The sequence below is a fragment of the Kocuria sp. SL71 genome (assembly GCF_026672465.1).
GTDB lineage: Bacteria > Actinomycetota > Actinomycetes > Actinomycetales > Micrococcaceae > Kocuria > Kocuria palustris.
The window spans coordinates 276,064-300,666 of record NZ_JAPPRE010000001.1 but is presented as its reverse complement, the minus strand read 5'-3'; the positions used below and the strand labels follow the sequence as shown (position 1 = coordinate 300,666).

The 24,603-nt window shown below is 72.1% G+C and carries 22 protein-coding genes and 2 pseudogenes; 11 read left to right on the top strand and 13 right to left on the bottom strand.

The window, feature by feature from the left end; genetic code table 11:
* Nucleotides 1-14 precede the first annotated feature (14 nt).
* Both hemG and hemE read right to left on the bottom strand, forming a co-directional pair.
* A complete protein-coding gene (gene hemG, locus OVA15_RS01470; RefSeq protein ID WP_268142639.1) occupies nucleotides 15-1,532 on the bottom strand; it encodes a protoporphyrinogen oxidase in 1,518 nt (505 codons plus the stop codon).
* A gap of 179 nt (nucleotides 1,533-1,711) precedes the next feature.
* Nucleotides 1,712-2,896, bottom strand: coding sequence for a uroporphyrinogen decarboxylase (gene hemE, locus OVA15_RS01465; protein ID WP_053447074.1), 1,185 nt, complete (start codon nucleotides 2,894-2,896; stop codon nucleotides 1,712-1,714).
* 116 nt (nucleotides 2,897-3,012) lie between these two features.
* Between hemE and OVA15_RS01460 the strand changes: the two genes are divergently transcribed.
* The 4 genes from OVA15_RS01460 (at nucleotide 3,013) to OVA15_RS01445 (ending at nucleotide 7,535) form a co-directional block, all read left to right on the top strand.
* Nucleotides 3,013-4,461 (top strand): glutamyl-tRNA reductase, encoded by a 1,449-nt coding sequence (locus OVA15_RS01460; protein ID WP_053447073.1) that lies wholly within the window; start codon nucleotides 3,013-3,015, stop codon nucleotides 4,459-4,461.
* Between the two features lie 13 nt (nucleotides 4,462-4,474).
* A complete protein-coding gene (locus OVA15_RS01455; protein WP_006215769.1) occupies nucleotides 4,475-5,107 on the top strand; it encodes a TetR/AcrR family transcriptional regulator in 633 nt (210 codons plus the stop codon).
* 74 nt (nucleotides 5,108-5,181) lie between these two features.
* On the top strand, nucleotides 5,182-5,418 hold the full coding sequence (locus tag OVA15_RS01450) for a DUF3107 domain-containing protein (protein WP_058871339.1): 237 nt from the start codon (nucleotides 5,182-5,184) through the stop codon (nucleotides 5,416-5,418).
* A gap of 323 nt (nucleotides 5,419-5,741) precedes the next feature.
* Nucleotides 5,742-7,535 (top strand): DEAD/DEAH box helicase, encoded by a 1,794-nt coding sequence (locus OVA15_RS01445; RefSeq protein ID WP_268142635.1) that lies wholly within the window; start codon nucleotides 5,742-5,744, stop codon nucleotides 7,533-7,535.
* A gap of 158 nt (nucleotides 7,536-7,693) precedes the next feature.
* On the opposite strand, the gene OVA15_RS01440 is transcribed toward OVA15_RS01445, so the two are convergent.
* Nucleotides 7,694-8,545, bottom strand: coding sequence for a PHP domain-containing protein (locus OVA15_RS01440; protein ID WP_268142633.1), 852 nt, complete (start codon nucleotides 8,543-8,545; stop codon nucleotides 7,694-7,696).
* 178 nt (nucleotides 8,546-8,723) lie between these two features.
* Between OVA15_RS01440 and OVA15_RS01435 the strand changes: the two genes are divergently transcribed.
* Nucleotides 8,724-10,343 carry an aminopeptidase P family protein gene (locus OVA15_RS01435; RefSeq protein WP_268142631.1) on the top strand — a complete coding sequence of 540 codons (1,620 nt, stop codon included), beginning with the start codon at nucleotides 8,724-8,726 and terminating at the stop codon, nucleotides 10,341-10,343.
* Nucleotides 10,344-10,446: 103 nt separating this feature from the next.
* Here OVA15_RS01435 and OVA15_RS01430 read toward each other — a convergent pair whose 3' ends face one another.
* On the bottom strand, nucleotides 10,447-11,226 hold the full coding sequence (locus OVA15_RS01430) for a general stress protein (RefSeq protein WP_268142630.1): 780 nt from the start codon (nucleotides 11,224-11,226) through the stop codon (nucleotides 10,447-10,449).
* Between the two features lie 93 nt (nucleotides 11,227-11,319).
* Between OVA15_RS01430 and OVA15_RS01425 the strand changes: the two genes are divergently transcribed.
* From OVA15_RS01425 to OVA15_RS01415, 3 genes are read left to right on the top strand one after another with little or no spacing between them, the layout of a single operon-like run.
* Nucleotides 11,320-12,612: a magnesium transporter MgtE N-terminal domain-containing protein gene (locus tag OVA15_RS01425; protein ID WP_268142628.1), complete on the top strand. Its 1,293-nt coding sequence runs from the start codon at nucleotides 11,320-11,322 to the stop codon at nucleotides 12,610-12,612.
* Nucleotides 12,605-13,315 (top strand): DUF1003 domain-containing protein, encoded by a 711-nt coding sequence (locus tag OVA15_RS01420; protein ID WP_268142626.1) that lies wholly within the window; start codon nucleotides 12,605-12,607, stop codon nucleotides 13,313-13,315. The genes OVA15_RS01425 and OVA15_RS01420 overlap by 8 nt, the downstream gene beginning before the upstream one ends.
* Nucleotides 13,308-14,492: a P-loop NTPase gene (locus tag OVA15_RS01415; RefSeq protein ID WP_024290904.1), complete on the top strand. Its 1,185-nt coding sequence runs from the start codon at nucleotides 13,308-13,310 to the stop codon at nucleotides 14,490-14,492. Before OVA15_RS01420 ends, OVA15_RS01415 begins: the two co-directional genes overlap by 8 nt.
* Nucleotides 14,493-14,529: 37 nt before the next feature.
* Here the strand turns inward: OVA15_RS01415 and OVA15_RS01410 are convergent, their stop codons facing one another.
* Entirely contained in the window at nucleotides 14,530-14,967 is a 438-nt protein-coding gene (locus OVA15_RS01410) for a twin-arginine translocase TatA/TatE family subunit (RefSeq protein ID WP_024290905.1), read from the bottom strand.
* 30 nt (nucleotides 14,968-14,997) lie between these two features.
* Entirely contained in the window at nucleotides 14,998-15,678 is a 681-nt protein-coding gene (locus tag OVA15_RS01405) for a hypothetical protein (protein ID WP_024290906.1), read from the bottom strand.
* A 286-nt stretch (nucleotides 15,679-15,964) separates the two neighbouring features.
* Here OVA15_RS01405 and OVA15_RS01400 point away from each other — a divergent pair, with 286 nt between their 5' ends.
* Nucleotides 15,965-16,594, top strand: coding sequence for an O-methyltransferase (locus tag OVA15_RS01400; protein ID WP_024290907.1), 630 nt, complete (start codon nucleotides 15,965-15,967; stop codon nucleotides 16,592-16,594).
* Between the two features lie 72 nt (nucleotides 16,595-16,666).
* On the opposite strand, the gene OVA15_RS01395 is transcribed toward OVA15_RS01400, so the two are convergent.
* The 4 genes from OVA15_RS01395 to dapE all read right to left on the bottom strand — a co-directional run bounded on the left by OVA15_RS01395 (nucleotide 16,667) and on the right by dapE (nucleotide 20,645).
* A complete protein-coding gene (locus OVA15_RS01395; RefSeq protein WP_081609586.1) occupies nucleotides 16,667-16,834 on the bottom strand; it encodes a DUF3117 domain-containing protein in 168 nt (55 codons plus the stop codon).
* A 95-nt stretch (nucleotides 16,835-16,929) separates the two neighbouring features.
* Nucleotides 16,930-18,216: a hypothetical protein gene (locus tag OVA15_RS01390; protein ID WP_268142621.1), complete on the bottom strand. Its 1,287-nt coding sequence runs from the start codon at nucleotides 18,214-18,216 to the stop codon at nucleotides 16,930-16,932.
* Between the two features lie 331 nt (nucleotides 18,217-18,547).
* Nucleotides 18,548-19,483: a TIGR00730 family Rossman fold protein gene (locus OVA15_RS01385; protein WP_268142619.1), complete on the bottom strand. Its 936-nt coding sequence runs from the start codon at nucleotides 19,481-19,483 to the stop codon at nucleotides 18,548-18,550.
* Nucleotides 19,484-19,499: 16 nt separating this feature from the next.
* Nucleotides 19,500-20,645, bottom strand: a complete 1,146-nt coding sequence (gene dapE / locus OVA15_RS01380) for a succinyl-diaminopimelate desuccinylase (protein WP_268142617.1) — start codon at nucleotides 20,643-20,645, stop codon at nucleotides 19,500-19,502.
* Nucleotides 20,646-20,717: 72 nt separating this feature from the next.
* Between dapE and dapD the strand changes: the two are divergent.
* Nucleotides 20,718-21,697: pseudogene (gene dapD / locus OVA15_RS01375) on the top strand (2,3,4,5-tetrahydropyridine-2,6-dicarboxylate N-succinyltransferase).
* Between the two features lie 99 nt (nucleotides 21,698-21,796).
* Nucleotides 21,797-22,813 carry a UDP-glucose 4-epimerase GalE gene (galE, locus tag OVA15_RS01370; protein WP_006215787.1) on the top strand — a complete coding sequence of 339 codons (1,017 nt, stop codon included), beginning with the start codon at nucleotides 21,797-21,799 and terminating at the stop codon, nucleotides 22,811-22,813.
* A gap of 201 nt (nucleotides 22,814-23,014) precedes the next feature.
* On the opposite strand, the pseudogene OVA15_RS13345 reads toward galE, so the two are convergent.
* The 3 genes and pseudogenes from OVA15_RS13345 to OVA15_RS01360 form a co-directional block, all read right to left on the bottom strand.
* Nucleotides 23,015-23,233 (bottom strand): annotated as a pseudogene (locus tag OVA15_RS13345) (substrate-binding domain-containing protein); the annotation flags it as partial.
* On the bottom strand, nucleotides 23,220-23,732 hold the full coding sequence (locus OVA15_RS01365) for a LacI family DNA-binding transcriptional regulator (protein WP_268142612.1): 513 nt from the start codon (nucleotides 23,730-23,732) through the stop codon (nucleotides 23,220-23,222). The pseudogene OVA15_RS13345 and the gene OVA15_RS01365, both read right to left, overlap by 14 nt.
* A gap of 67 nt (nucleotides 23,733-23,799) precedes the next feature.
* Nucleotides 23,800-24,405: an SDR family oxidoreductase gene (locus OVA15_RS01360; RefSeq protein WP_268145558.1), complete on the bottom strand. Its 606-nt coding sequence runs from the start codon at nucleotides 24,403-24,405 to the stop codon at nucleotides 23,800-23,802.
* Between the last annotated feature and the right edge of the window lie 198 nt (nucleotides 24,406-24,603).

The window sequence follows — 24,603 nt, the reverse complement described above, 5'->3', positions numbered from 1 at the left end:
GTGATGCGCGGGGCTCAGGCCCCGTGCGCTGCTGCCTCTGCGGGCGGCGGTTCGGTGACCCCGTGCTCCTGCAGCACGCGGGCGATCTCCCGGCGGGTGTCTGCGACGACGGCGACCAGCCCGGTGCCGGAGAGCCACGAGCCGACCGCTGCGACGTCCTGCATCTGCGCCACGGCCTGACGGAAGGCTGCGACCTTCTCGGCGTGCCCGGCCGACGGGCGGGCCATGGCCTGCTCCCAGCGCACGACGTCGCCGTCGACCAGGCAGGAGTGCGGCAGCTCGACGCCCAGCAGGTGCGAGGCATCGCGCATGGCCAGGGTCAGCAGCTGGTCGTCCTTGAGCTGCAGCTCCGGCGAGGCTGTGCGCCCCGAGCTGTCGACCCGCCCGTAGGACAGGCGCAGGACATGGCGTCCGTCCGGGAGGGACTCGCGGACCCAGCCCCATTTGGCGCTCACGTGCGTGAGTGCCTTGGCGCGGACGTGCGGGACGCCCTCGGAGACCAGGATGCCTGTGCCGCGGGGCGCGGCATCCAGCTCGGGCTTGTCCACGACCAGCGTGGCCAGGGCGATCTGGGGGCCTCGCTTGGGCTGGAACTCGGAGATCTCTCGGGACTGTGCCCCGAGCAGGCGCACGGCCGTGGGGCCGTCGGAGGCCAGGACCAGCAGCTCGCCGCGGGCGATAGCGGACTTGTCCCCGAACTCCGGCTGGCGCTGCAGGACCATCCAGCCGGGACGGCGCGGATCCCGGTCCACTGCCAGGACGTCGTAGCCGAGCACGAGCTTGACCTCGCGCTGCTTGAGGTCCTCCACGAGGGCCTCGGCCAGAGTGTTCATGCCTCCGCGCAGACCCGCGACGTTGCCTCCCGGAGGTGCTGCCCGGCGCAGGGAGGCCGCCGCGCCGCTGAGGCTGCCGTGCTCGCGCAGGGCCTGGCGCATCCCCGGCGAGACGGTGTCCAGGTCCAGGGCGTCCGGGTGGGCGGAGTGCACCCCCATGGTGAAGGGGGCGACCATCCTCTCCAGCACGGCGGTGCCCATGCGCTGGCGCACGAGCTCCCCGAGGGTGCGCGCCTGCGCCCCGACCCTCGCCGGGCGCTTGAGGTCCGCGCGCGCCCGCCGCAGCCCGAAGCGCCCCAGGGTCTCGGCCAGGCCGGGCTCCGAGAGGTCGCCGGGGATGCCCAGGATGCCCGTGCGCTGCGAGGGCCGGGGGCCGTCCGGTAGGGCCGTCCAGGAGCCCAGGGGCTCAGGGGAGATGATCCGATCCCCCAGCCCGAGCTCCCGGGCCAGCTCGGCGACGGCCTCCGAGCGGGTCGCGAAGGAATCCGCGCCGGAGTCCAGCACGAGGTTCTCGACCAGGTGGGAGCCGACGGAGCCGCCGAACTGGGGGCGGGCCTCCACCAGGGTGACGCGCAGCCCGGCCGCGGCGAGATCCCGCGCGGCGCACAGGCCCGCGATGCCTCCGCCGACCACGAGCGCGGAGCGCAGCGGTCCTCGCGCGCACTGCTGGCCCGAGAGCCCCGACACGGTCTGCTCCACCGCTGCACGTCCTTCCTGCACTGGTGCGCCTGCGCCCAGGCGCCTGCTGATCCGAGTTCCGCTGCGGGGACCGGCCGGTCCGCGGATCGACGACCGCCGGCCCTCATCTGCTTCCAGGATGCCACTGCGCACCGACAACGCAGCCGCCGCGCGGCCACCGCCTGCAACCGGCCCCCTGCTCAGCCGTCGGCGGGCCTGGGCGCCGGCTGCTGGTCGTGGATGTAGGAGACCAGGTCCGTGAGCACCTGGGGATCGGTGCTCGGCGGGACGCCGTGGCCCAGGTTGACCACGTGGCCTGCGGCCTCCGCCCCGGCCGCCAGCACCTCGTCCACGTGGCGGTGCAGCACCTCCGCGGGGGCCGGAAGCAGGGCCGGGTCGATGTTGCCCTGCAGGACCGTGCCGTGCCCGACCCGGCGCACGGCCTCGCTCAGGCTCAGGCGGTGGTCCACGCCGACGGCCTCGGCCCCTGCATCGCGCATGGCGGCCAGCAGATCCCCGGTGCCCGTGCCGAAGTGGATCCGCGGGACCGGCAGGTCCGCCACGGACTCCAGGGCCGCCGCCGAGTGCGGGGCCACGTGCTCCTGGTAGTCCCGCAGCGACAGCGATCCGGCCCACGAGTCGAAGAGCTGGACGGCCGAGGCGCCGGCCTCGACCTGGGCGCGCAGGAAGGCGCCCGAGGCGCGCGCCGCCCACGCCGCCAGCGCCTGCCAGGCCCCGGGATCGGCATGCATCATGGTGCGCGGGCGCAGATGATCCCGCGACGGCCCGCCCTCGACCATGTAGGCCGCCACGGTGAAGGGCGCCCCCGCGAAGCCGATCAGCGGGGTCGCTCCGAGCTCGGCGGTCGTCAGCCGCACCGCCTCGCGGATGGGCTCGAGGGCCTCGTCGTCCATCTCGGGCAGGGCATCGATCTCCGCAGCGGTGCGCACCGGGTGCTCGAGCACCGGGCCCTTGCCGGGGACGATGTCCACGCCCACACCAGCCAGGCGCAGCGGGACCACGATGTCCGAGAAGAAGATGCCGGCGTCCACGCGGTGGCGGCGCACGGGCTGCAGCGTGATCTCCGCGGCGAGATCGGGCCGCAGGCAGGCGTCGAGCATGGCGGTGCCCTCGCGGACCTGCTTGTACTCGGGCAGCGAGCGTCCGGCCTGTCGCATGAACCAGACGGGGTGCGAGGCAGCGCGGCGCCCGGTCAGCTCCCGCAGCAGCGCCGAGTCATGGGTGCCGGCGCTGCGCAGCGGGTGCTCCGGGGCAAGGCGCTCGAACCCTCCGCGGAAGCCGTCGGGGGCCGTCTCGTCCGTGATGGGCCGGATCGCTGCAGTCTCAGCTCCGGAGGTCTGTGCTGCGTGGGTCATGGCTCCCATTGTGCCCTCCGTCAGCATGCTGGTTTGGCGACGAGACGTCTGCACGGCCCCCGCAGGCAGGAGGTGGTCCGCGCCACCGGTGCGAGCTTGCGACGTCGCGGTAGGATGAGGGGATTGTGGTCCTGTTCTCCTTGGTGGCATCCCACCGCACCGTTGATTTGAGCACCGTCGCGCGTCTGGCCGACGGTGCTGCCAGCGCTCCCCTGGAGCTCGGCCCCACGGCCGGGCTGAGCGGCTCCGTCTCGCTGTCCACCTGCAATCGCCTGGAGATCTACGGCGAGCTCGACGACAGCACCGGCGCCGCCGGCATCGGCCCCGCTCGCGAGGCCCTCGCCCGGCTGCTGGCCGAGCGCTCCGGAGTGGCCCTCGAGGACGTCCTGGAGTCCATGGACCTGCACGTCGACGAGGACGCCGCCCATCACCTCTTCACCGTCGTCTCGGGGCTCGAGTCGGCCGTCGTGGGCGAGCGCGAGATCACCGGGCAGGTGCGCCGCGCGCTGATCGATGCCCAGCGAGGCGGCACCGCCTCCGGCGGGCTCGTGCGCCTGTTCGAGGAGGCCGCCAAGACCGCCCGAGAGGTCGGTACCAGCACGAGCCTGGGCGAGCGCGGCCGCTCGATCGTCTCGGTGGCACTGGACCTGGCCGACGACGTCACCGACGGCCGCTGGCCCGAGCGCCGCGCGCTGGTCTTCGGCACCGGCGCCTACGCCGGGGCCACCATGGCCGCGCTGCGCGACCGCGGCTGCGCCGACATCGAGGTCCATTCCGCCTCGGGACGAGCAGAGGCCTTCACCGCCAACCGCGGCGGAACCCCGGTTCCCGTGGACGGCCTGCGCGAAGCCCTCGAGCGCGCGGACGTCGTGATCGGCTGCTCCGGAGGATCCGAGCCGCTGTCGGCCGATCAGCTTCCCGAGGGCCCGCTCACGGTGGTCGACCTGGCCCTGTCGCGGGACTTCGATCCCTCGGTCGTGGACCTGGACGGCGTCGAGCTGATCACGCTCGAGTCGGTCAAGCTCGCGGCCCCCGAGGCCACCGAGGAGTCCGTGGCCTCCGCCCGCCGCATCGTCGCCGAGGCCGCCAAGCGCTTCCGCGACCGCCGGTCCGAACGGGACATGGACGCTGCGATCGTGGCGCTGCGCAAGCACACCATGTCCGTGCTGGACACCGAGCTGGAGAAGGTCCGCCGCCAGCACGGCTGCACCGCCGCCGCCGAGGAGGTCGAGTTCGCCATGCGCCGCATGGTGAAGTCCCTGCTCCACGAGCCCACGGTCCGCGCCCGCCGCATGGCCAAGGAGGGCCGCGCAGAGGACTACCTGACCGGGCTCGAAGCCCTGTTCGGCCTGTCCGTCGATCTTCCCGAGCAGGCGGCGCCCGTGCGCGCCGAGCCCCTCGAGACCCCGGCCCCCACCGGTCCCGGCTCCTCCCGCAGCGACGCGGCAGGGACCACGGACCCCACCCACTGCGGCCGCGGCCGCACCGATCAGCGAGCCGAGCCGACCCCCGGGCCCCGCACGCACCACGACGCGGCCGACGGCCACAGGCAGCTGCCCCGCGCCGCTGGCTGAGCCCAGGAGCCCCATGCCCACACCCCGTCCTCGCACCACCCGTCTGCCCAAGGAGCAGCGGCGCCGCCAGCTGCTGCAGGTCGCCCTCACCGTCTTCTCGGAGCGCGGCTACCACGGCGCCTCCATGGAGGAGATCGCCGATGCCGCCGGCGTCTCCAAGCCCGTGCTGTACCAGCACTTCCCCGGCAAGCACGAGCTCTACCTGGCGCTCGTGGAGCACAGCCTGGAGCGCCTCGGCGGCGACCTGCTCCAGGCCCTGCAAGGCGCACAGGCCCGCGAGGGGATCACGGTCAACCGCGCGCGCGTCGAGGAGATGCTGCGCGTGTACTTCGACTTCGTGGACTACGACCCGCAGTCCTACAAGCTGATCTTCGAATCGGACCTCATGGCGGATCCGCAGATCGGCGAGCGCTTCGAGGACTTCCACATGCGCGTCGCCGAGGGCGTGGGCAGCGTCCTGGGCCCGAACACCGGAATGAGCCAGGACGCGGCCGTCATGCTCTCGCGCTCGCTGACCGACATGGTCCAGACGGGTGCCGGCTACTGGTCGCGCCACCGCGACCTCATCTCCCGCGAGGAGGCCCAGCTGCTGGTCTTGCGTTTAGCCTGGGGCGGAATCGGAGTGCTCGACGAGGACTGGAAGTGACCCGCTCCTAGACTCGTCAACCACCAGGAGTCCGGCCGCAGCCCTCGCGGCCCGCAGATCATTCAGGAGGAACCGTGGAGATCAAGATCGGGATGCAGCACGTCGGACGGGAGATCGTCGTCGACTCCCCGCTGGGCGCGCAGGAGGCCACTGACCTGGTCACCGCCGCACTGAACGAGGGCACCGTCCTGTCCCTGAAGGATTCCAAGGACAACCTGACGCTGGTGCCGGCCTCGGGGATCGCCTACGTCGAGATCGGCGCGGAGACCAAGCGCCGCGTGGGCTTCATGCCCGGAGTCAGCGCCAGCTGAGCCGCAGCTCGCAGCCAGCGCGCGAGCGCACCCGGGCCGCGTCGCGCTCGCCTCGACCGAGGCAGCGCGCCGCGGCCCCTTCCCTGCCCGGGCACACAGCCGAGTACAGTGGTCCCGCAACCGGATGCCCGATCGTCGATGACGAGATCACCCGAAGACCTGCACGATCGGCTCCCACCCCTGGCACGTCCTCCCCTTCCGCCCCGGCCCCGCAAGCGGCCGCGAGCCCCGGAAGCGGTCGCAGCGGCGTGCCCCGTCGCACCTTCGCGCCGCGGACCGCGGCCGCGCGAGCGCGCACGGATGACCACGGGAAGGACCCGAACATGAGCCAGACCGAATCCCCCGAGACCGAGCAGTCTCCCGAGACCGCCCCGGACCAGGGCGAGGCCCAGCTGGAGGCCATCGCCGAGGACTCCGTGGAGGTGGAGCCCCAGGCCCCCGTCGAGACCCGCACCTTCGCCGACTTCGGCGTCCGGGAGGACATCGCCGAGGCCCTGGCGGAGGCCGGGATCGTCCACCCGTTCCCCATCCAGTCCATGACGCTGCCGATCGCGCTGAGCGGGCAGGACATCATCGGGCAGGCCAAGACCGGCACGGGCAAGACCCTGGGCTTCGGCATTCCGGCGGTTCAGAACGTCGTGGGCCGCGACGACGACGGCTGGGACCGCCTGGAGCGCCCGGGCGCACCGCAGGCGCTGATCGTGGTCCCCACCCGCGAGCTCGCGGTGCAGGTGGGCTCGGACCTGTCCATCGCGGCCAAGACCCGCAACGCGCGCGTGCTGACGATCTACGGCGGCCGCGCCTACGAGCCGCAGATCGAGGCCCTGGAGAAGGGCGTCGAGGTCGTGGTGGGCACCCCCGGGCGCCTGATCGACCTGAACCGCCAGCATCACCTGGACCTGTCCCAGGTCAAGACGGTCGTGCTGGACGAGGCCGACGAGATGCTCGATCTCGGCTTCCTCCCGGACGTCGAGAAGCTGCTCTCGGCGGTGCCGCGCGTGCGCCACACCATGCTGTTCTCCGCGACCATGCCCGGCCCCGTCGTGGCCATGGCACGCCGGTACATGTCCAAGCCCATGCACATCCGCGCCGCCGCCCCGGACGAGGGCTCGACCAAGGCGGACATCCGCCAGGTCGTCTACCGCGCGCACAACCTGGACAAGCCCGAGATGCTGGGCCGCGTCCTGCAGGCCGACGGCCGCGGCCGGTGCATCATCTTCACTCGCACCAAGCGCACCGCCGCCAAGGTCGCCGACGAGCTGATCGAGCGCGGCTTCGCCGCCGCCCCGCTGCACGGCGATCTGGGGCAGGGCGCCCGCGAGCAGGCGCTGCGCGCGTTCCGCTCGTCCAAGGTGGACATCCTGGTGGCCACCGATGTCGCCGCCCGCGGCATCGACGTCGACGACGTCACCCACGTGATCAACTACCAGTGCCCCGAGGACGAGAAGACCTACCTGCACCGCACGGGCCGCACGGGTCGTGCCGGGCGCAAGGGCACCGCGATCACGTTCGTGGACTGGGATGACATCCCCCGCTGGCGCCTGATCGACAAGGCGCTCGAGCTCGGGATCCCCGAGCCGGTCGAGACCTACTCCTCCTCGGCCCACCTGTTCGAGGACCTCGGCATCCCCAAGGGCACCAAGGGGAAGCTGCCGCGCTCCAAGCAGACCCACGCCGGTCTGGGCGCGGAGAAGCTCGAGGACCTGGGCGGCCCGGATTCCCGCGGCGACAAGGGCGATTCCCGCTCCTCGCGCGGCGGCTCGAGCGGCCGCAAGGGCTCCCGCGGCGCTCGCTCCGGCGGATCCGGCTCGGGCGAGCGCGAGTCCGGCTCGGGTCGAGGCGGCTCCGGCCGCTCGCGCAGCCGCTCCCGCGGCGGGCGCTCGGAGGACACCGCACGCTCGAACCGCACGGAGCGCTCCGGCGGGGGCTCGCACGACGGGCAGCGCAGCGGCGGCTCCCGCGGTGCGGCGAAGGGCGGCTCCTCGGACGAAGGCCGCTCCCAGCGCGGCGGGCGCCGTCGTGGCTCAGAGACGGGCAAGTCCTCGCGCAGCCCTCGAGAGGGCCGCAGCGCAGAGCGCACCCGCGGCTCCGAGACGGCAGCTCCGGAACACCGGTGAGGACCGCGCCACGGCGAACGCCCGCCGTCGGCGCCGCCGCCGCTCCAGCGGCGAGCAGCTGACGGGCTCCCCGGCTCGCCTGGTCGACGGCCAGGACTGATCCTCCGGAGCTGATCCGCTCGCGCCGCCTCGGCGCGAGCACCCCTGAGGCGGACTCTTCAGGGACGCACGACCTGCGTCCCGGAGCCCGCCTCCGCCATGATCCGGCGCAGGGACTGCTCCGAGGTGAGGTTCTCGCCCAGCTCATTCGGCTTGCCGGAGCCGTGGTAGTCGGAGGAGCCGGTGACGATCAGATCGTGCTCGGCCGCCATCTGCGACAGCACCGCCCGAGCTTCGGGCGGATTGTCCCGGTGAGCGATCTCCAGGCCCGCCAGGCCCGCCTCGATCATGGCGTCGAAGACCTCCTGCCCGACCGTCCGCCCCCGCACGCCGGCCAGCGGATGGGCCATGACCGGCACACCTCCGGCCTGGCGCACCAGCCGCACCGCGGTGACCGGATCCGGGGCGTAGTGGCCCACGTAGTAGCCCGAGCGCGGGTGCAGGACCGTGCTGAAGGCCTCGGAGCGGGTCTGCGCGATCCCGGCGGCCACGAGGGCGTCGGCGAGGTGCGGCCGACCCACGGTGGCATCCCCGACGACCTGGTCCAGGACCTGCTCCCAGCTGATGGGATAGTCCTCGGCGATCAACTCCACCATCCGCTCGGCGCGCGTGCGCCGCGAGCGCCGAGCCCTCTGCATGACCTCGTCCAGCGCCCGGTCCTGCGGGTCCTGCAGGTAGGACAGCAGGTGCACCGAGATGCCGTCGTCGGTCTGGCACGAGACCTCGGTCCCGGGCACGAAGGCCACTTCGTGCTCGCGCGCAGCCTCCGCGGCCTCCTCCCACCCGGCGGTCGTGTCGTGATCCGTGAGGGCCACGACGTCCAGACCCGCCTCCGCCGCGCTGCGGATGACCTCTCCCGGCAGCTGGGTGCCGTCGGAAGCCGAGGAGTGGGTGTGCAGATCGATCTTCATGGCCCCATCGTGGCACGGCCCGCAGACGCCGCCATCCCGCTCGGCGGGCGGGCTCAGATCGCCTCGACCCCACCCCCGTCGGAGCCCGGTGGCACCATGGCAGGACGAAGACCGCGCAGCTTACAGGTGACGGCTGCGCCCCGAGCAGCCGGTCCCCGACCGGCAGGACGGAGCGAGCATGACGGATCAGCCCTCGGAGACCACCCCCGCAGCCGCCCGCGAGGCGAGCGCCGGCGCACCGGCAGACACCGGCGCAGAGCCCGGCTCGCAGCCGCTGTCCGAGCGAGTGGACAACAGGACCCACTCCCCCGAGTCCTCGGCCTTCGCCGAGTTCATGGCCTCGCAGTGGGCCCCGGCAGCGCTGAAGGACCTGCCGCGGGAGGAGGTCGCCGATCATGCCGCCCAGCGGCGGCTGCGGATCTCGAAGGAGCACACCGGTCAGCGCCTGGTGATCCCTGCGGGGGCGCCCAAGGTCCGCTCCAACGACACCGACTACCGCTTCCGCCCCCACTCGGCCTTCGCCCACCTCACCGGGCTGGGCGTGGACCACGAGCCGAACGCGGTGCTCGTGCTGGAGCCGGTCGAGCCGGGCAGCGGGGACGACGCCGGTGATCACACCGCGGTGCTGTACTTCCATCCCATGGCCGGGCGGGACACCCGCGAGTTCTACGCCGATGCCCGCAACGGTCAGTTCTGGGTGGGCGACCGGCCCACGCTGCGCGAGATCTCCACCGCCTACGGCCTGCGGACGCGGGATCTGTCGGAGCTGGAGGCCGCGCTGAGCAAGGACGTCGGGGCGGACGGCGTCCAGCTCCGTCTGGTCCGCGCGCCGGACGCGGCCGTGGACGGCATCGTCGACTCGGCCCGGCAGGCGGGCGGCGTGGAGCTGGAGCAGGCTCACCTGCAGGACGACCAGCTCGTGGAGCGGCTCTCCGAGCTGCGGCTGATCAAGGACGAGCACGAGATCGCGCAGCTGCGCGAGTCGGTGGACATGACCGTCCGGGGCTTCGAGGACGTCGTGCGGGCCCTGCCCCACGCCATCGCCAAGCCGCGCGGCGAGCGGCTCGTGGAGGGGGCGTTCTTCGCCCGCGCCCGAGCTGAGGGCAACGACCTCGGCTACGACACCATCGCGGCCTCCGGGAACAACGCGACCGTGCTGCACTGGATCCGCAACACGGGAGAGATCCGCCCGCAGGACATGATCCTGCTGGATGCCGGTGTGGAGGCCGAGTCGCTCTACACGGCGGACATCACCCGCACCCTGCCGGTCACCGGCGAGTTCTCCGAGATCCAGCGCCAGATCTACCAGGCCGTGCTCGATGCCGCCGATCACGCGTTCACGGTCGCGGTGCCCGGCAACCGGTTCCGCGACGTCCACGACGCCGCCATGTCGGTGCTGGCCGCCCGGCTGGAGGAATGGGGCCTGCTCCCGGTCTCCGCCGAGGTCTCGCTCTCGGAGCGCGGCCAGCACCATCGCCGGTGGATGCCGCACGGGACCAGCCACCACCTGGGCCTGGACGTCCACGACTGCGCCCAGGCGCGCCGCGAGCTCTACCAGGACGCGGTGATCGAGCCGGGCATGGTCTTCACGATCGAGCCGGGCCTGTACTTCAAGGCCGAGGACCTGGCCGTCCCGGAGCAGTACCGGGGCATCGGCGTGCGGATCGAGGACGACGTCCTGATCACCGCCGACGGCAATGAGAACCTCTCGGCCGCTCTGCCGCGTCATCCGGACGATGTCGAGTCCTGGATGCAAGGCCTGTTCGAGTCCTCCGAGACGTCCTCGACCGCGCACTGATCAGCCGACGGTCGCGGGGCCGGTCGCAGCTCCGGCCCCGCGACGGGCGGCCGCCTCCGCAGGCGGACGACCGTCCGACAGCAGGTCATCTGCCTGCAGAAGCTCAGCTGCGCTGCTCGCCGCCGCTCCACGGGCCGTCGGTCTGGGAGTCCCCACCGGGGGCAGCCTGGTCCGGGCCCTGGCCCTGCTCCTGGCCCTCGGGGTGCCCCCGGTGCGCCTCCTGCTCCTGCGGGGAGACGCGCACGCCGTAGAGCGGGCGGCCGTCCGGGGTCTCATCGGGGCGCGAGACCGGAGCCGACTGCTCCTGCGGCTGCCCGTCGGGGGCGGCGCCCAGATCGCCGACCGGCCCGGCGGCTCCGGGAGCCGGCGAAGCGGGCGCCGCCGCGCGCGGGGCCCTGCCTTGCAGACCGGCCCCCTGGAGCATGCGCTCGGCCTGATCGGCCACATCCGGTCGGGCCAGGACGTCGTAGCGCGTGGCCACGATCGTGGACATGGAGGTGAAGTCGCGGCGTCCGCGCTGGGCGGCGTAGGAGACCACGCCGAGCAGCATCCAGAACGCCGCGCCCAGGGCCACGGTCAACAGGATGGCCAGGGGCCCGCCGCCCCCGAACAGGCTGAGGATCAGCCCGAAGAACAGGCCGAAGAACGCGCCCTGACCCGCGGCCATGAGGGCCACGCGGGGATATGTCAGCCGGCCGGTGACCTTCTCCAGGGTCGCGAGGTCGTGCCCGACGATCGACAGCGCCGAGACCTCGAGCTCCTCGTCCGAGAGGTGGTCCACGGCCCGCTGCGCGTCCGCGTACTTGGTGAACGAGGCGATCACCCTGCCCTCCGGCAGTCCTGCCCCGGAGATCTGACGTGCCTTCTGCGCTGAGCTGCTCATGGGCTCAAGACTCCCCCATGCAGCTGACCGGAGCCTTGAGACGCAGGTCTCGATCGCGCCCGGCTGAATCCGTGCAGCGACTACCCTGGTGCGGTGAGCAGTTCACTCGAGAAGATCTTCATCGCGCGCCTCATCGGCCTGGACGTGTTCGACCCCCTGGGCGACCGCGTGGGGCGAGTGCGCGACCTCGTCATGATCAGGCGCGACAGCGCCGGTTCGGCCAAGCAGCCGGTGGTCGTGGGCCTGGTGGTGGAGGTCCTGGGCAAGCGCCGCGTGTTCCTGCCCATGACCCGGGTGACGTCCATGGACTCCGAGCAGGTCCTGTGCACCGGCCTGGTGAACCTGCGCCGCTTCGAGCAGCGCGGCTCCGAGATCCTGGTGGTCGGCGAGATGTTCGACCGCACCGTCACCATGCGCGACGGCAGCGGCACCGCCACCATCATCGACGTCGGCATGGAGCTGGCCCGCTCTGGCGACTGGCAGGTCACGCAGCTGTTCGTGCGCCGCGCCCCCGTGGGCGGCGGCCTCATGCGCCGTCGCAGCGGCGAGACGCTCGTCATCGACTGGAACGAGGCCACCGACCAGGAGGCCGTCGGCCATCAGCCGGCGACGCAGTGGGTGAGCTCGCACGAGGACGACAAGCCCGCGGACCTGGCCGACGAGCTGCGCGAGCTGCCCCGCAAGCGCATCCTGGAGATCACCGCCGAGCTGCGCGACGACCGCCTGGCCGATGTCCTGCAGGAGATGACCGAGGAGGATCAGGTCTTCGTCCTGACCCACCTGGAGGTCGAGCGCGCCGCCGACGTCCTGGAGGAGATGGAGCCGGACGACGCCGCGGACCTGCTCAACGAGCTGCCGGACCCGGATGCCGAGTCGCTGCTGGAGCTGATGCAGCCCGAGGACGCCGACGACGTCCGCCGCCTGCTCGAGTACGAGGAGGGCACCGCCGGCTCGATGATGACCCCGGTGCCGATCATCCTGGCCCCGGAGACCACGGTGGCCGAGGCGCTGGCCGCGATCCGCCAGGAGGAGGTCTCCCCGGCCATGGCCGCGGCCGTGTTCGTGTGCCGTCCGCCGCTGGAGACGCCCACCGGGCGGTACCTGGGCATGGTGCACATGCAGGAGCTGCTGCGCGTGCCGCCGCCCGAGCCGATCGGCAGCCTGATCGACTCGGCGATCGATCCCGTGAAGGACCTCTCCCCCATCTCGGACGTGGCCCGCGAGCTGGCCACCTACGACCTGACGATCATTCCCGTGATCAACGAGCACCGCCGCCTGGTGGGAGCGGTCACGATCGACGACGTGCTCGATGACCTGCTGCCGGACGACTGGCGGACCTGGGACGACGGAACCCCCGTGAGGAAGGTGGGACGACGCTATGACTGAGAGCCGCACCGAGCGCCGCACTGCCGGCCTGGACACTCCCACCGGCCTGCGCCACGGGATGTGGAACCGGCTGCGTCCCAACCCGGACGCCTTCGGCCAGCTCACGGAGGGCTTCGCCCGGTTCATGGGCACCCCGCAGTTCCTGCTGTGGATGTCCGTCTTCGTGTTCATCTGGCTGGGCTGGAACACGTTCATGCCCGAGGACATGCAGTTCGACCCGCGCGCGTTGAACTACACCCTGCTCACGCTCATGCTGTCCCTGCAGGCCTCCTATGCGGCCCCCCTGCTGCTGCTGGCCCAGAACCGCCAGGACGACCGCGACAAGGTCGTGGCCGAGCGCGACCGCCAGCGCACGCAGGAGAACCTGGCCGACACCGAGTACCTGACCCGCGAGATCGCCGCCCTGCGCATGTCCATGCGAGAGGTCGCCACCCGCGACTACGTCCGCTCCGAGCTGCGCGACCTGTTCGAGGAGCTGCTCGAGGAGCTGAACGAGCCTGAGGGCGCCGACGACGCAGACCCCGAGCCCTCCAGCCGCAAGCGCAAGGGCCGCAAGAAGCAGCGCTCCGGCGAGACCGTGGCCGCCCGCTCGGCCGGTCTCGAGCGGCCGAGCGCCGAGCAGCACAGCGCCCAGCAGACGGCGGCCGTGGCGTCGGCGGCGGAGGATCCCGAGAGCCCTCGGAGCACAGGTGACCATGACTGAGCAGGACCCCATCGATCCCCGCCTGGCCGCGGCCCTGTCCTCCGTGGAGGACCCCGAGCTGCGCCGCCCGCTGATCGATCTGGGCATGCTGCGCGCAGCCCGGCTCGACCCGGACGGCACCGCGGTCGTCGAGGTCCTGCTCACGATCTCCGGCTGCCCGCTGCGCTCCACGATCGAAACGGACGTCGCAGAGGCCGTGCGCGGGGTCGACGGCGTGCATCGCACCGTAGTGGAGCTGGACGTCATGACCCCGCAGCAGCGCGAGGAGCTCAAGGACAGGCTCGGGCACACGCGCACCATCCCGTTCGCGGATCCGACGTCGCTGACCCGAGTGCACTCGGTGACCTCCGGCAAGGGCGGTGTCGGCAAGTCCACGGTGACCGCCAACCTGGCCGCGGCCCTGGCCGCGCGCGGACGCTCGGTGGGCGTCGTCGACGCCGATATCCACGGCTTCTCGATCCCGGGCCTGTTCGGCATCACCGCCGGGCCCACGAAGGTCGACGAGATGATCCTGCCGCCCGTCGTCGAGGTCCCTGACTCCGCCGCGTCGGAGGACGGAGCCTCGCGCGCCGCCGACGGGCACCGGCGCGGCAGCGTCCGGGCCATCTCGATCGGCATGTTCACGGATCCGGCGAACCCGGTGGTGTGGCGCGGACCGCTGCTGGACCGAGCGGTCGAGCAGTTCCTGGCCGACGTCCACTTCGGCGATCTGGACCACCTGCTGCTGGATCTGCCGCCCGGCACCGGCGACGTCGCGATCGCGGTGGCCCAGAAGCTGCCCGGCTCGGGGGTCCTGGTGGTCTCCACGCCGCAGCAGGCCGCAGCGGGTATCGCCGAGCGCTCCGGGGCCCTGGCGGCCATGACCGATCAGACGGTCTCCGGGGTCATCGAGAACATGTCCGCCATGGTCATGCCCGACGGCTCGTCCTTCGATCTCTTCGGCAGCGGCGGCGGCGAGCAGATCGCCGACTCCCTCACCCGCCGCATGGGCTACGACGTCCCCCTGCTGGGCTCGATCCCCCTGGACATCGCCCTGCGGCAGGCCGGCGACGCCGGAATGCCGCTCGTGTGGTCCGACCCGGAGGCACCGGCCTCCCAGGTCCTGCGCGGTGTGGCCGCGCGCCTGGACGGTCCTCGCGGCCTGGAGGGACGCTCCCTGGGGATCACCCCGCGCTGAGCGCTCAGGTGCCCTCCCCACGATGGAGGTCTGCGTCTCAGGTGGCCTCGGGATCGAACGGGGCCTGCTGGGAATCGCCCAGGCGCATGAACGGCTGGGCCTGCGCCGAGAGGTCCTCGCCGGCGGCCGCCGCCTCCTCCTCCCGCCGGCGCTTGCGCTCGGCGCGCGCGGCCTCGCGCTCCTCGCGCTCGCGCTTGCGCTTCTCGGCGGAGTCCTCCTGATCGGCCTCCAGCAGGGCATCGCGCACGATCGTGCGAGGGTCGTACTGGCGCGGGTCGAGCTTGCGCCAGTCGAGGTCGCCGATCTCCGGGCCGAGGGTCTCGCGCAGGTCCTCCTTGGCGCCGCTTGCGTAGCGGCGCGCCCGCTTGACCAGGTCTCGGAGGTTCTCGGCGTACTCCGGAAGCCTCTCCGGACCCAGGACGAGCAGGATCAGGACGATGAGGACGATGGCTTCCCAGCCGCTGATGCCTAACACGTCGTCGAGATTATCAGGGCGTGCACCGGCTCAGGCCCCGATCCCGAGCATGCGCCGCCAGCCGCTGAGCACGGTCTCCCCCGGTGAGGAGGTCTCCTCCGGACGCTGCACCAGCGTGGCCCGGTCCGCGGCCTCGGTGTGGTGCATCAGGCGCACCATCTCCGCGGCCGAGGACTCGCTCTGCAGCGTGTAGACCACGTCGTCGTGGACGATCTGCGCGCGCCACGGGCTGCCCTCGCGCACCCGCACCGGGGTGCCGCTCAGGACCGCCGGGTCCAGACCCGTGGTCGTGGACGGCAGACCCGCGATGCCGTCGGTGGGGTGGTACTGATCGATCCTGCCGCGCTGCTCGGTGATCTGGACATCGCGGCCCTGCGCGTCCTGCAGCTGCATGCGCACAGCGGGCTGACCGGCGATCGTGTCCTCGCTCAGCGAGAGCACCTCGTAGCCGGGCATCCCGGCCAGCGGCAGCGTCCAGCCCTGTGAGCGCAGGACGTCGAGGTCGGAGACCTCCGAGATCAGCAGCCCCGAGGACTGAGCCCACGGCGAGCCCTGCGCCGCGGTGGCGCCCGGAGTCGAGGGCACGCTCGAGCGCGATCCGGCGAACCACCCCAGCAGCAGGATGCCGAGCAGCAGCAGGAGGATCACCGAGACCACGGCCGTGATGAGCCGAGCCCTGGAGAGGAACGTGGGCAGAGCCGTGGAGCTCATGGTCCTCCCCTGGGGTGCTCGCGGCGGATCGAGCGCTGGCCGCGCTCGTGCAGGCCAAGGATCCGAGACGGACCTTGACGGATCCTGTGTGCGCTCTCGCCCTCGACGCCGCTGCCGGCCCGTTCGAGGCGCCGACCCCCACGTCGCAGGCGGACGGGGGCCGACGGGTAGGATGACCCGAAGTGCACTGCGCAGCCGGTGCCGCCGCGCCCTGATCACCGGCCGCGCGGAATCGGCGGCGCGAAGGCAGCAGGGCAGGACCGAGCAGAGGAACGGGCGGGTGGCGATGAGCAGCGGCAAGGCGACCAGCTGGGCCTACGCCGAGGCCTATCCGCAGGAGGACGACGTCCTGCTGCGGGCCCGCGAGCGCTCCATGGCCCTGCGACTGCGTCCGGTCACCCCCGCGGTGGCCGCCACGCTCACGGTCCTGGCCGCCGCAGGTCAGCCCCGGGCGGCCGTCGAGGTCGGCACGGGAGCCGGCGTCTCGGGTGCCGCGCTGCTGCGCGGCATGCCGGAGGATTCGGTGCTCACCACCATCGACACGGACATCCGGGCCCTGCGCGCGGCCCGCGAGACCTTCCGCGAGATCGGCACGCAGCCGCGCGTGCGCACCATCTCCGGGCGAGCCTCGCTCGTGCTGCCGCGACTGAGCTCCGCGTCCTACGACCTGGTCTTCCTCGACGCGGAGCCGTCGAACACCCTGCTCTACGTGGACGAGGCCGTGCGCCTGCTGCGCCGCGGCGGCACCCTGATCGTCCAGGACGCCCTCGATCAGGACCGCGTGCCGGATCCCGTGCAGCGCCAGGACTCCACCCGCGTGCACCGCGAGATCCACCGCATGCTGCGCGAGGACGAGCGCTTCGTGTCCACCATCCTCACTCCGGGATCCGGGCTGTTCGTGGCCGTGCGCCGCTGAGGCGGGCCCCCATGGGAAGGACCCCCGCACCCTGGTCGGGTGCGGGGGTCCTTGTCGATGCTCGTGGGGTTGTCAGCCGGTGACGCCTTCGAGGCAGCCCTTCAGCTCTGCGGCCTCATCGGCCTTGAGCTCGACGACGAGACGACCGCCGCCTTCCAGGGGCACGCGCATGATGAGGCTGCGACCCTCCTTGGTGACCTCCATAGGGCCATCACCGGTCCTGGGCTTCATAGCCGCCATGGAACTCGATCTCCTGTCCGTCGGCACGTTCTTCCAGCCCCCATCATATCGGATGCGTCACACGAGGCGTGGCGGGGGTCTCCAGGGGTCCCCGATCACGGCGGATAGTCGCCGCCCTGCGGCAGCGGCGACCACTGCCACAGCACCCCGACCCACACGATCTGCGACAGCGCGCAGACCACCACCAGGCCCCACCGGTAGGCCCTCGACTCGCTCACCGCGACCAGCGGCGCGGCCAGCACGAACAGCGGCAGCAGCAGGCGCGGCGTGGAGGACTGGGGGTGCAGGAAGAGCAGGAGGTAGACGGCATAGGCGTGGACCCACACCTGCAGGCCCAGCGGCAAGGTGCGGCGCACCGCGGTCGTGGTCATCAGCAGCACCCACAGCACCACCAGGACCAGCACGAACAGCCACCCCCAGCCCTCCCCGAGCAGCTGAGCGCCCAAGACCGCCCAGGGCTCGAGCGGCACCAGCGAGGTGCCGCGCCATGCGGTCTCGGTGTCCGTGTACGCGCGCGGCTCCCCCGTGGCCAGCCACGCGATCGCCGGCCAGGCCAGCGCGCAGGCGCAGGCCCACAGGGCCAGCCAGAACCAGCGGTCCAGGACCTGGCCGAGCCCGCCCGGCCCCCGTTCCCTCAGCACGCGCCCGGCGCGGAGGGCCCAGACGATGCCGAGCGCCGCGGCGAACGGCACCCCGGCCGGACGCGAGAGGCACATGACCAGGATGGCGACGGCGGCCAGGGCGCTGCGCCTCTGCAGCACGAGCAGCAGCGACAGCGCCAGCAGCGCCAGATGCAGCGACTCCGCGTAGGCCGTCTGCAGGATCGGCGAGACGGCGCACAGGCCCACCACCGCCAGTGCCCATAGGGCATCGCGCTGCCCGAGCAGACGACGGAACAGCGCCGCGATCGCCAGGGCCGCGGCGAAGCTCGCGGCCAAGGAGACCAGGGGCGCGACGATCGACCACGGCGCCCCCGTCAGGCTCGTGATCCCGCGGACCAGCAGGGGGAACACCGGGTAGAAGGCCCAGGCGTTCTCCTCGGCGCTGCCGGTCCGGTCGCGAGGGATCTGCGTGGGATAGCCGTCGTCGTGGATGCGCTGGTACCACTGGCCGTCCCAGATCCCGGCCGTGCCGAAGTAGCCCAGCGGAGTCTCGCCCCACGGACCGTCCGGGGCCTGCCGGTCGATCACGATCAGCACGAGAGCCGACCAGGCTCGGGCCACCGCCCAGAGCAGAAGGACCTGCAGCCACAGCGGCTGACGAGCCAGCCGAGCACCGGCCTCGCCGGCCCAGCCGGCCAGGGCCGAGTGGACCCGCGTGGGACGGACGTCGGCGGCGGCAGTCCCCGCAGCGGAACCGCCCTGTGCAGCGGTGCTGCGCACAGTGCCGACATCGACTCGCGACCTGGTCCGTGCTCCGAGCCGTTCTGCGGGCCGGAGGCCTCCGGCCCCGCCGAGTTCACCGGTATACCCCGGGGACGCGCGCCGCGCCTGCTGACCGCCCGGATCGCGGCCCGCCGGAGGTGCGAGCCGCTCGCGCCCGTGCCGGTGCCCCCGACCTCGCTGCGGCCTCGGCGCGTCCAGTGCACGGGCGCTGCGGCCGAGGGACCGGAAGAGGGCTCAGCGACCCCCGAACGCCCCAGCTGCCGCACCGCCGCGGCGGTTCCCGCCGCGACGAGCAGGAGGCTGAGCACCATCGCCATGACCGGAGCGCTCACCAGCGACCCGCTCGGCCGTCGTCGTCGAAGTCCCCGAAGGGCGCCTGGTCGTAGCCGCCCAGATCGGCGCGGTGCTCTGCCTCGCGGGTGAAGCGGTCGTGCGCCTCGCGCATGATCCGCACCGCCTCCTCGGCAGAATCGGTCAGGCGCACCAGATCCGGATCATCCGGGGAGACCATCCCCTGCTCCACGAGCGAGCCGCGGATCCACTCGAGCAGCGGTGTCCAGAACGCGACGCCCATGAGCACCACCGGGAAGCGGGTCACCTTGCCGGTCTGGACCAGGGTCAGGCACTCGAAGAGCTCGTCCAGGGTCCCGAAGCCGCCGGGCAGGGCGATGAAGCCGTGGCTGTACTTGGCGAACATGGTCTTGCGCACGAAGAAGTACCGGAAGTTGATGCCCAGGTCGATGTAGGGGTTCAGGCTCTGCTCGTGCGGCAGCTCGATCCCCAGGCCCACGGACGGGGCCTCGACGTCGTGCGCGCCGCGGTTGGCTGCCTCCATGATGCCGGGACCGCCGCCGGTGATCACGGTGTAACCGGCGCGGCCCAGCGCCCGGCCGACCTCGCGGGCCAGGTCGTAGTCGGCGGCGCCCTCGGGCACGCGCGCCGAGCCGAAGACGGTCACCGCCGGCCCCAGCCGGGCCAGGGTGTCGAAGCCGTCGACGAACTCCGACTGGATCCGCATGATCCGCCAGGGGTCCGTGCGGGTGAAGTCGTCGTCGTGATCGAAGTCCTGGGGTCCGCCCTGCTCCAGCAGCCGCTGATCCGAGGTCCGACGGTGGGCCTCGCGGCCGCGCAGGACGATGGGCCCTTTGAAGCGCGAGGGTCTGGTGGCGGGGCGCTCGGCCGAGGAGGAGACGGGCTGGTCCTCGCCCGGGAGGTCCTGTGCGGACTCGCGGCGGTCGCTGGCGCGGGGGTCGCTGTGACTCATGACCCCAGGCTATGCCCTAGGACAGCCAGCTCAGCAGGACCCGGCGGCACTGACGGATCGCCTCGGCCGAGACGTGCTCGTCGTCCGTGTGGGCCAGCAGGGCGTCTCCGGGGCCGAAGTTCACGGCCGACACGCCCATGGCCGAGAAGCGGGCCACGTCGGTCCAGCCGTATTTGGGCTTGGGCTCCTGCCCGACGGCTGCCACGAAAGCCGCCGCGGACGCCCGGTCCAGCCCGGGGCGTGCCGCCGGGGAGAGGTCCACGAACTCCAGCTCATGGCCCGGGAACAGCTCCCGGCAGTGCTGCTGGGCCTGCTCGAGGGTCTTGTCCGGGGCAAAGCGGTAGTTGATCTCGACCGAGGCCGCGTCCGGGATCACATTGCCCGCGGTGCCCCCGCTGATGCGGATCGCGTTGAGCCCCTCCCGGTACGCCAGCCCCTCGACCTCGATCGTGGCCGGCTCGTAGTCGGCCAGCACGGACAGCACGTCGGCGAGCTTGTGGATCGCGTTGTCCCCGCGCCAGGCCCGGCCCGAGTGCGCGGCCAGTCCCTGCGGGGCGATCACGAAGCGCAGCGTGCCGTTGCAGCCGCCCTCGACCGTGCCGTCGGTGGGCTCGAGCAGCACCGCGAAGTCCGCCTGCAGCAGGTCCGGGACGCTGCGCTCCAGACGGGCCAGCCCGGACTTGGCCGAGTCGACCTCCTCGTGGTCGTAGAAGACGTAGGTGATGTCCCGGCTCGGCTCCGTGAGCTCGGCCGCCAGGCCGAGCTGCACGGCCACCCCGCCCTTCATGTCGGTGGCGCCGCGGCCGTAGAGCGTGAGATCGCCGTCGTGGTCCTCCCAGCTCGAGGGCACCGTCCCGCGCGAACCCGCGGCGGTGGGCAGCGGCACCGTGTCCAGGTGACCTGCCAGCACGACGCGTTCGGCCCGGCCCAGCTCGGTGCGGGCGATGATCGCATCGCCGTCGCGGTGCACGCTCAGGTGCTCCAGCCCCCGCAGCGCCTCCTCGACCAGGTCCGCCAGCGGCGTCTCGTGATCGGACACGGACTCGACATCGATCAGCGCGGCCGTGAGCTGCGCGGGATCCGCGGCCAGGTCCAGGGACTGCGGGCGTCCTTCGGGGCTCGAGGGGGATTCGGTGGCGGCGGGTGACTCGGGGCTCGACATGACGCCACCATATCGGCCGACGCGCAGTCCCCGGCCCCTGCGCTGACCGGGCCTATCCGTAGGATGGGCACCATGACTGCAGCCACCCCTGCCCCCAGCAACAACGAGACCCGCCACGCGGCCGGCATCGGCCTGGCCAGCGTCGTCGCCGAGGGCCCCGCGCCGGGACGATCCTGGACGTCTGGTACCCGGCCCCCGTCCTGGGCCAGGAGCCCGACCGCTCGCTCGACGGCGACCTCCGCCGTTCCGCGCTGCCGGATGCCGATCGCAATGTCACGGTCGAGGTCGTGGACCGCGTGATCGACCTGGATGCCGCTCCGGTCGATGCCGCCGACGTCTACCTGCGCCTGCATCTGCTCTCCCACCGCCTGGTGCAGCCCAACACGATCAACCTGGACGGCGTGTTCAGCCTGCTGGCCAACGTGGCCTGGACCGACCGCGGCCCCGTGCTGGCCGAGGAGCTGAACCTGGCCCGCCTGCGCATGCGCTCCACCGGTCACGTCAGCGTGCTGTCCGTGGACAAGTTCCCGCGCATGGTCGACTACGTCGTGCCCTCCGGCGTGCGCATCGGCGACGCCGACCGCGTGCGCCTGGGCGCCCACCTGGCCGAGGGCACCACCGTCATGCACGAGGGCTTCGTGAACTTCAACGCCGGCACGCTCGGCTCCGCCATGGTCGAGGGCCGCATCTCCGCCGGCGTGGTCGTGGAGGATCACACCGACATCGGCGGCGGCGCCTCGATCATGGGCACGCTCTCCGGCGGCGGCAAGCAGCGCATCCGCCTGGGCCAGCGCGTGCTGCTCGGCGCCAATGCCGGCGTGGGCATCTCCCTGGGCGATGACTGCATCGTCGAGGCCGGCCTCTACCTCACCGCCGGAACGCGCGTGCAGGTGCTCGAGGACAGCGCGCAGGAGGCCCGCACCGTCAAGGCGCTCGACCTGTCCGGGGTGTCGAACCTGCTCTTCCGACGCAACTCCACCAGCGGCGCCGTCGAGGCCCTGCCGCGCGGGGGCCGCACGGTGGAGCTGAACGACGCCCTGCACAAGAACTGATCTGTGCGCGCCGGAGCCGGGCTGGCTCCGGCGCGCTCCACCGCGCCCTGTTCATCGGGGGCTGGGCGCAACGCATCCAGCTGAAGGAGAGACATCCGCATGCGCATCCTTGTCACCGGGGGGACCGGCTACATCGGCTCGCACACCGTCCTGGCACTGCTCCAGGCCGAGCACGACGTCATCGTGCTCGACAACCTGGCCAACTCGTCGAAGACGAGCCTCGAGCGCGTCCACCAGCTCGCCGGCCGGGAAGTGCTGGGCTTCGAGGAGGTCGACCTGCTCGATCAGCCGGGGCTGAACCGCGTGTTCGAGCAGTGGAAGCCGGAGGCCGTCATCCACTTCGCCGGTCTGAAGGCCGTGGGCGAGTCCAATGAGAAGCCGCTGTGGTACTACTCCAACAACGTGGGCGGCACGCTGAACCTGCTGCACGCCATGGAGGACAGCGGCTGCCGCACCATCGTCTTCTCCTCCTCCGCGACCGTCTACGGCGACGTCGAGACCATGCCCCTGACCGAGAAGCTCGACAAGGACGCGACCAACCCGTACGGGCGCACCAAGGAGCAGATCGAGGACATCCTCGCGGACATCGCCGCCTCCGACGATCGCTGGAACGTGGCTCTGCTGCGCTACTTCAACCCGGTGGGTGCCCACGAGTCCGGGATCATCGGCGAGGACCCCACGGGCATTCCCAACAACCTCATGCCCTTCGTGGCGCAGGTGGCCGTGGGGCGGCGCGAGAAGCTCAAGGTCTTCGGCGGCGACTACCCCACCCCGGACGGCACCGGCGTGCGCGACTACATCCACGTGGTCGACCTGGCCGACGGCCACGTCCGCGCCCTGGAGTGGCTCGCCGACCACGGCGGCGCCAAGATCTGGAACCTCGGCACCGGGCGCGGCTACTCCGTGCTCGAGGTCCGCGAGGCCTTCGAGAAGGCCTCCGGGGTCGAGATCCCCTACGAGATCGTCGACCGCCGCCCCGGCGATGTGGCGATCAACTATGCCGACCCCGCCTCCGCCCTGGCGGATCTGGGCTGGTCCGCCGATCGCGACATGGACACCATGTGCCGCGACCACTGGAACTGGCAGAAGGCCAACCCCATGGGCTACGGCTCCTGAAGCCACCCCGCCCAGTGTGCGCGAGCGGGCACGACGACGGCGGGCCGCCTCCCAGCTCGGGAGGCGGCCCGCCGTCGTCGCAGCGCGGTGCACCGTGGTAAGTGCCAGTTCAGAGGGCCGATGGCTGCCGGCAGGACGCCCTGCCCTCTCCACCATGCGCACCGGCAGCACCTCGTCGCGGCAGGCGGCGTGCGCTCCCCCGGTCTGCCCGAGCCTCTGCAGGATCAGGCGGGCGGCCCTGCGTCCGATCTCCTCCGGGTCCTGGGCGACGGCGCACACCGGCGGCGTCAACGATTCGGCCATGGGGAAGTCGCCGAAGGACACGAGCGCCATGGGGCTGTGCTGCAGCGCCGGGACGAGCAGCATGCTGGCCCGCGCGTTCGACGAGAAGACGGCGCTCGGCGGATCATCGGCCTGCACCAGTTCCGCCACGGCGCGCTCGGCGGAGCCACGGTCGATGACCCCCAGGCGGATGAGGTCTCTCGAGGTCGGCAACCCGGCCCGGCGCGGCGGGCGCCTCGTCGGCCAGGTATGACTGATCGCCGGAGATCGGCGCGATGATGACACCGCTGGGGGCGCGTCGCAGCACGGAGCGGATCAGCTCCGGCTCTCGCGCCAGATCCTCGCCCAGGCTTGTGACTGAGGTGCACATGTCCGCCCCGTGCGCCTCTTCGTCTGCGGCGCGCACGATCGCCGCGAAGAACGGGTCGAGCAGATCAGGGACCGCCAGGCTGATCATCGGCGAGCGCCCGGAGCGGAAGGCCTTGGCCATCGGGTTGGGCACGTAGTCGAGCTCGGCCATGGCGCGCAGGACCCGCTCGCGCGCCTCCGGTCGGACCTGGGGGTCGTCGTTGAAGACCCGCGAAACGGTCTTCTGGCTGACCCTGACATGGGCCGCAACCTCCCGCATGGTCGTCATCTCCGGTCTCCTCCTCAGCCGGGCAGACAGCGTGACTCATTGAAGCAGAAGAAGACCTGAGCACGATTCAGCGGCTCGTGTAGCCCCCGTCGATCGGCAGGCACACGCCGCTGATCAGCGCGGCGTCCGAGCTGAGGAGGAAGACGATGGGGCCGGCGATCTCGTCCTCGGTGGCCCAGCGGCCCAGGGGCATCTGCTCCAGGAACGGTCCTTCGATCTCCGGACGGCCCCAGTACCAGGCCGACATCGGCGTCATCACCACGGTGGGGTTCACGCTGTTGACCCGGATGCCGTGCTCGCCGAGCTCCAGGGCACTGACCCGGGTGATGTTGTCCATGGCCGCCTTGGAGGACCCGTAGGCGATGTGACCGGCCAGCCCCACCAGGCTGGCCTGGCTGGACACGTTCACGATCGCTCCGCCCCATCCGCCGCAGTTGACGACCCCGTCCAGATCGCGACCCTCGATGGCCGTCCGGATGAAGTCCTCCTCGGTGAGCTCGAAGGGCAGCGGCCGGGCGCCGGTCTCCTCCGCGAGCGCCGCAAGCGCCTCCTCGTCGCGCCCGGCGGCCAGGACCGTCGCGCCCTCTTTCCGCAGCCTGCGCACGGTGGCGCCGCCGATCCCTCCGCTGGCTCCGGTGACGAGGACGGTGCGTCCGCTGAAGCTGTCCCTGATGGCTCTCCTGCCGGTCGATGTGCGGGGCGCTTCGGTGAGCCGTCACGTCGGGCACCGATGTGATGGGCGGCAGTCCAACACGGAACGACTCCGGTGTCATGTGTTCTATGTCATAGTTGACTCCGGAGTCATACCCTCATAGCGCCCCGGAGCAGCACCTGACGAGGGGCATCGCCCAGGACCGCCGATCGGGCGGGA

Bases quoted from the DNA above. Each gene is read 5' to 3' on its own strand.
- hemE (WP_053447074.1), bottom strand. From the start codon at position 2,896: ATGGGAGCCATGACCCACGCAGCACAGACCTCCGGAGCTGAGACTGCA.
- OVA15_RS01455 (WP_006215769.1), top strand. From the start codon at position 4,475: ATGCCCACACCCCGTCCTCGCACCACCCGTCTGCCCAAGGAGCAGCGG.
- OVA15_RS01445 (WP_268142635.1), top strand. From the start codon at position 5,742: ATGAGCCAGACCGAATCCCCCGAGACCGAGCAGTCTCCCGAGACCGCC.
- OVA15_RS01440 (WP_268142633.1), bottom strand. From the start codon at position 8,545: ATGAAGATCGATCTGCACACCCACTCCTCGGCTTCCGACGGCACCCAG.
- OVA15_RS01435 (WP_268142631.1), top strand. From the start codon at position 8,724: ATGACGGATCAGCCCTCGGAGACCACCCCCGCAGCCGCCCGCGAGGCG.
- OVA15_RS01430 (WP_268142630.1), bottom strand. From the start codon at position 11,226: ATGAGCAGCTCAGCGCAGAAGGCACGTCAGATCTCCGGGGCAGGACTG.
- OVA15_RS01420 (WP_268142626.1), top strand. From the start codon at position 12,605: ATGACTGAGAGCCGCACCGAGCGCCGCACTGCCGGCCTGGACACTCCC.
- OVA15_RS01415 (WP_024290904.1), top strand. From the start codon at position 13,308: ATGACTGAGCAGGACCCCATCGATCCCCGCCTGGCCGCGGCCCTGTCC.
- OVA15_RS01405 (WP_024290906.1), bottom strand. From the start codon at position 15,678: ATGAGCTCCACGGCTCTGCCCACGTTCCTCTCCAGGGCTCGGCTCATC.
- OVA15_RS01400 (WP_024290907.1), top strand. From the start codon at position 15,965: ATGAGCAGCGGCAAGGCGACCAGCTGGGCCTACGCCGAGGCCTATCCG.
- OVA15_RS01395 (WP_081609586.1), bottom strand. From the start codon at position 16,834: ATGGCGGCTATGAAGCCCAGGACCGGTGATGGCCCTATGGAGGTCACC.
- OVA15_RS01385 (WP_268142619.1), bottom strand. From the start codon at position 19,483: ATGAGTCACAGCGACCCCCGCGCCAGCGACCGCCGCGAGTCCGCACAG.
- dapE (WP_268142617.1), bottom strand. From the start codon at position 20,645: ATGTCGAGCCCCGAGTCACCCGCCGCCACCGAATCCCCCTCGAGCCCC.
- galE (WP_006215787.1), top strand. From the start codon at position 21,797: ATGCGCATCCTTGTCACCGGGGGGACCGGCTACATCGGCTCGCACACC.
- OVA15_RS01365 (WP_268142612.1), bottom strand. From the start codon at position 23,732: ATGACGACCATGCGGGAGGTTGCGGCCCATGTCAGGGTCAGCCAGAAG.